The organism is Protofrankia sp. CiP1_Cm_nod3 (genome assembly GCF_982290655.1).
Genome location: NZ_CEVIVD010000049.1, coordinates 1292 through 6987, shown reverse-complemented (window position 1 = coordinate 6987; position 5696 = coordinate 1292). Strand labels below are relative to the sequence as shown.

Genomic DNA, 5696 nt, shown 5'->3' with positions numbered 1-5696 from the left:
CCCCCAACGGCCCCGGCTCCCGCGACAGCTCCGGCTCCCGCGACGGCTCCGCCGCCGGCACGGCCACTGCTGGCGGCGACGAATCGCTGTTCTGGCGGATCAGCGATCAGGGACTGCTCGACGGGCAGCCGCACCAGGTCACCGGACCGCCGGTCACCGGGCTGCTCGACGCGATGAACGCGGTCCAGCTCATGGGCGACCTCCCGGCCCGGCACAACCACACCCAGCGAGACGACCGCCACCGCCTCCCGGCGGGAGCGGACGGCAAGCCGACGACGACGGGGACATCGGCATGACAGGCCCGTACGACACAACCACACACCCGGCGGGCACACACCCGGCGGGCGGCCTCACTCTCGAGCTGACCCTGCACATGGACAGCGACTGGCACTGCGGCACCGGCCTGGGCATCCCCGGCGGGGTCAACAAACTGGTCAACACCGACCACGACGGCCTGCCGTTCGTGCCCGGCAAGACCCTGACCGGCGTCTGGCGGGACGCCTGCGAGCTCGCCGCCGCCGCGCTCGACAGCTCCCCGGCCCCGCTCCCCGCCCCCGCCGCGCCGACCGGCGCGACCGGTGGCTGGCACGCCTGGGTCGAGTTCCTGTTCGGCAGCCAGCCGGCCCTGTCCGTGGGCGGCCCGCCCAGCGAGGAACAGCCGCGCCCGGCGGCCCTGTCGGTGCGGCCGGCACGGTATCCGGCGGCGCTCGCGGCGGCCCTGCGCCCGGACAGCCGGCGTGCACTGCGTGACGCGGCCACGTTCGTCCGCCCCGGGGTGAAGATCGACCCGGACACCGGGCGGGCGGCGGAGAAGTTCCTCCGGTTCGAGCAGATGGCGCGCTGCGGCGTCCAGCTGACCGCGCGGGCGACGCTCGCGGGCTGGTCGGGCTCCCCCCGTCCGGACGAGGCGGGGCATGGGACGGGCCGGGAGGCGGGCCTGGACGACGAGGGCCGGTGGGCGGCCGCCGCGGTGCTGCTGCTCGGGGCGCGGCTGGTGGAGTCCGTCGGCGGCAAGCGCCGGCGGGGCGCGGGCCGCTGCCGCCTCGATGTCACCCAGGCCGAACCCGTCGCGGCCCCAGCCGGATCCGTCGCGGCCCAGGGGCCGGCGCCGCTGCCAGCGCTGCCGGCGCCGCTGCCGACGCTGGAAGACGTCGCAGCCTGGCTGCGGGCGCGCGACGGTGTCGCCCCGCCCGTCCCCGCCGTGCCCGAGGAGCCGGCGGCCCCGCGCGACCCAGCGCGTCCGGACCGGGCCGACTGGGAGATCATCGCTCTGCGGATACATCTGGACACACCGCTGATCGTGCAGGAACGCACCATCGGCAACGCCGTGCGGTCGCTGGACTTCGTGCCCGGATCGGTGCTGCTGCCCGGCGTCCTCCGGCGGCTGGCCACGGCCGGCGGGGCGGCCGGCGGGGCGGCCGGCGGATGGGATCCCGACGCGCTCGCCCGCGCCGGTGACCTCGTCGTGACCAACGCGACCGTCGACGTGGCCGGCGAGCGGGGCCGCCCGCTGCCCCGGACCTGGTTCCACGCGAAGGACGACAAGACCACTGCGGTCAACCGGCTGGTCGAGACGACATCGGAAGCGGGCGCCGCACCCAGGGCGTACAAGGGCACCTATGTCGGTGCGTCACCCGTCGACCGTGTCAGCACGGCGCCTGTCGGCACGGCGCCTGTCGGCACGGCACCGCCGGAGCCGGGGGCGGCGCCCGTGCCGGGACCCGCGTCAGCGCCCGCGTCGGACGACCCGAACCCGCCAACGATCACTATCCGTGAACGGAATCTGACGATCCATACCCACAACGTCATCGACGACCGGCGGCAGCGGCCCACGGCGGACGTGGTCGGCCTGTACACCTACGAAGCGCTCGCCGCCGGGTCGGTGCTGCGGGCGGAGGTCCGGGTGCGTGCCGGCCTGCTGCCCGTGGGAGCGCACGCCGCGCTCGCCGGCGCGTGGGCGCTCGGACGCTCCGCCAAGGACGACTACGGGCAGGTCACCGTGGCGGTCGAGGGCCCGCCGACGCCGTGGACGTCACCCCCGATATCCACGACGTCCTCAGCGGTTACGGCGTCTCCGGCAACCGCGACGCCACCGGCATCTCCAGCACCGGGCGTGCGGGCCACCGGAGCGGACGCCATCCAGGATGGGACGATCATCGTCTGGCTGCTGTCGGACGTCCTGATCCGGGACCGGCGGCTGCGCCCGTCGACCGACCCTCGCGAGTTCGCCGACCAGCTCGGCGCCAGGCTGGGGGTGCGCCTGGAGCTCCAGGAGGCCGCCTCCTCCGAGCGGCTGATCAACCGGGCGACGGCGGTCCGGCGGGCCGAGTCGTGGCAGCGGAGCTGGGGCCTGCCCCGCCCGACCCTGCTGGGGCTCACCGCCGGCAGCGTCCTGACCTTCGGCGTGCGCGGGCGGCTCTCCCGCGAGCGGCTCGACCAGGTGCTGGCCGCCGGCATCGGCGAACGCACCGCCGAGGGCTTCGGCCAGCTCGCCGTCGACGACCCGCTGCTGCGGGCACGCCCAGGCCGGCTGCGAACGTACCCGCCACCACACAACGAACCGCCGGACAGCGAACCGCGGAACAACGAACCGCGGAACAACGAACCGCCGCGGACGCCGGTCGTCACCGTGCGGGATCCGGTCGCGCGCGAGACCGCGCGGGTCATCGAGCGGGAGGCGTGGCGGGCGCACATCCGACGTGCCTCGGCCACCATCGCCGCGGACGCTGATGGACGCCGGAACGCCCTGGGGCTCACCTCCGCCGGGAGGGACACCGAGCGGGTGAACCCGACCCAGCTCGGCGGGCTGCGCGCCGTCCTGAGCCGGCTGGAGGAGGACAAGGAGATCGGCTACTGGCTGAAACGCCTGGCCGAACGCTGGTCAGGCCAGGCATACCAGCAGGCGTATCAGCGGATCGACCCGCTACTACGGAAGCGTTCCATGGTCTGGGCGCTGTTCGGCCTCGGGCCGTACGACGACTCCGGCCCCTCCAGCTCCTCCGGCTCCACGGCGCCGCCCTGGCTGGCGGAGATCTGGGCGCTGCTCGGTATCAGCATCAGCCCGGACGGCCCGAACCGCCCAGCCCGCGATCTGACCATCACCGAGGACGGGGCGCGGGAGCTGCGCGAGGACACCAAGCTGTGGGCGGAGGCGGTCCGCACGCTCGTCACGAGCTGTCTGAGCGCCCACCACCGGGCGGTGGCCGGCGCGGACCCGTCAACCACCTCGGACGGCCAGCTCCACGACGGGGTGACGGCATGACCGCGTCGAACAGCGCGGCCGGACCGGTTCCGGCCGCACCCGCCGGCCCACCGCCGGTCCCACCCGCGGCCCCGGCCGGCAGGCGGGCCGGGCGAGCCGGACGGGCGATGGTCCGCCGGCTGCGGGTCCACGGCTGGCTGCGGCTGGAGACGCCGCTGCACGTCGGAGGCGTCGGCGACGACCCGTCCGTCGACCTGGCGCTGGCCGTGGACGGGCTGTCACGGCTGTACGTACCGGGCACCAGCCTCGCGGGCGCGCTGCGCGCCTTCGCCGGCCGCTCGATCGCCGACCGGCTGGTCCTCGACGACATCTGGGGCAACGTCCCGCAGAACACCACCCGGGCGAACGGTTCCCGGCAGAGCTCCGGCAACGGCTCCAGCGGTTCCGACGACGGCTCGACGAGCCGGATCGTGGTGCACGACGGCCTGGTCACCACCGGCACCGATCTCGGCTCCCCGTTCCCACCGTCCCGGGTCGAGGCCCGCACGGGCATCGGCATCGACCGGGTGCTGGGGACCGTCGCCGAGGGCTTCCTCTACGGCCGGGCCGTGCTCCCCCGCGGTGCCTACCTGCGGCTGGGCATCGACCTGGAGTCGCCCTACCGGGAGCGGGACGCCGACCCGGCCACGGCGATGCTCGGCACCCTGCTGCTCGCGCTCGCCGGGGGCCGGGTCCGGCTCGGCGCGGCCCGCACCCGCGGTCTCGGCTCCGTCGTCCTGGCCGGCGAACCGGAGATCGTGGAGCAACGCTTCGACAGCATGGACGGCCTGCTCGGCGCCCTCGGCCTGCTGCCGGCGACACCGACAGCGTCGGGGTCGGGGCCGCCGGCAGTGACGTCGGCGGCAGCGGCGGCTCCAGCCGGAGCGCCCGCCGCGCTGACGCCGACGGATCTCGGCGGCAGGGACCCGGACGCCGATCTACTCAGGGTGACCATCGTCTGGCGTCCGACGTCCCCGGTGATGGTGCGCTCCGCGGTGGACGGGCTCTCGATCGACGCGCTTCCCCTGGTCAGCGGAATCGGCTGCGACGAGGTAGCGCTCGTCCTGCCCGGCAGCTCGATCAAGGGCGCGCTACGGTCGCATGCGGAGCGCATCGAACGGACCGCCCGTGCCCGCGACGCCGCCCATCCTCTCGACGTACCGGCCGGGCCGCAGCGGTCGGCCCGGTTCCGGGAACAGCTCGACGACCTCGCGGCGGTGAACGCCCTGTTCGGCTCCGCCGGCACGGCCGTCGGCGGCGACGGATACGGCGACGGCAGCGAGGACAGCAGCGGGGACGCTGGTGGTGACGGCCGCGGCACGCGGGCGACGCGCGGTGTCGGGGCGCTCGGCGCGGACGACTGCTACTCGGAGCAGGCCATCCCCGCCGATCTCTGGCGCGCGCTGAACGGCGCGCACGTCACCGGGCTGAGCAAGCCGTCCGACAGCGGCCCGACCCGGTCGTGGGACAAGGCCCGGGCCCAGGTGCCGCCGAAGGTCCGGGAGCGCCTGCGGGAGCTCGGCATGGACCAGGCCGACCATGTCGCCATCGACCGCTGGACGGGCGGCGCCGCGGACAAGCGCCTGTATAGCACCCTCGAACCACACCATGTCACCTGGCAGGACCTGCTCCTGACCGTCGACCTGCGACGGCTGAACCGCTTCGATACCGCACCGGCGGGCTCCGGCGACCCGGCGGGCTCCGGCAACCAGGCGGGCACGGCCGGCGAAAGCGCCGGAAGCGGTACGAAACGCGGGAACGACGCAGGCAGCGGCGGCCAAGGAAACGGCGGCGGCCTGGCACGGCCGGCGCTCGCGCTGCTGCTGCTCGTCCTGCGGGACCTGCGAGCCGGCCGGCTCCGGCTCGGCCACGGCGTGAACCGCGGCCACGGCGACATCATCGTGGAATCGGTCAGAATCAGCGGTTTCCCCGGGCTCTCCGACGCGGAACGTGATTTCGACGACCTGCTCCGGGAGCCGGCGGTCGCCGCCTACACCCGGAGCTGGCAGGACTACCTCGATCGGGACCACCTCGATCGGGACCGTCTCGATCAGGAGCGCCCCGACAAGGACCGCGCGGACGGGAGGCCGCTGTGACAACCCACACCGCCGCCATCATCACCCTGCACACCGGCAGGTCGACGAAGATCTCGCTGCCGGACGCGATCCGCCAGGCCAACATCGGCGACGCCGTGGCACTGCTGGCGAGCGCGCGGAAGTACACGGTGGCCAGGCTGTCCGGCGGCCGGCTGACCATGCCCGGCAGCCGCTCGTTCGCGGACGGGGCCGGCGTCGCCGGCACGTCCACCGAACGGGAACTGCCGCTGCCGACGTCAGGCCCCGCCGCCGTCTTCGAAGCGCGGATCTTCAACCGGGACGCGGAGCTGCGCTGGCTGCACGAGCGTGACGGGCTCGGCACGGCCGTGCTCCTGTCGGAGTCACCGGCGCTCTGCCAG

At 74.8% G+C, this 5696-nt stretch carries 4 protein-coding genes; all 4 read left to right on the top strand.

The genetic code is table 11. The annotated features are described in order from the left end of the window. A partial coding sequence (locus AC5LUJ_RS11735; RefSeq protein WP_493464931.1) for a hypothetical protein occupies nt 1–296 on the top strand: 296 nt, incomplete at its 5' end. Further along, nucleotides 293–3262 carry an RAMP superfamily CRISPR-associated protein gene (locus AC5LUJ_RS11730; RefSeq protein ID WP_493464930.1) on the top strand — a complete coding sequence of 990 codons (2970 nt, stop codon included), beginning with the start codon at nt 293–295 and terminating at the stop codon, nt 3260–3262. The genes AC5LUJ_RS11735 and AC5LUJ_RS11730, both read left to right, overlap by 4 nt. A gap of 107 nt (nt 3263–3369) precedes the next feature. Next, a complete protein-coding gene (locus tag AC5LUJ_RS11725) occupies nt 3370–5337 on the top strand; it encodes an RAMP superfamily CRISPR-associated protein (RefSeq protein WP_250282163.1) in 1968 nt (655 codons plus the stop codon). Then, nucleotides 5334–5696, top strand: a 363-nt coding sequence (csx19, locus tag AC5LUJ_RS11720) for a type III-D CRISPR-associated protein Csx19 (protein ID WP_493464929.1), incomplete at its 3' end; no start/stop codon positions are given. The genes AC5LUJ_RS11725 and csx19, both read left to right, overlap by 4 nt.

What these genes read in the sequence shown, in the direction of transcription:
- AC5LUJ_RS11730 (WP_493464930.1), top strand. Translation starts at nt 293, where the DNA reads ATGACAGGCCCGTACGACACAACCACACACCCGGCGGGCACACACCCG.
- AC5LUJ_RS11725 (WP_250282163.1), top strand. Translation starts at nt 3,370, where the DNA reads ATGGTCCGCCGGCTGCGGGTCCACGGCTGGCTGCGGCTGGAGACGCCG.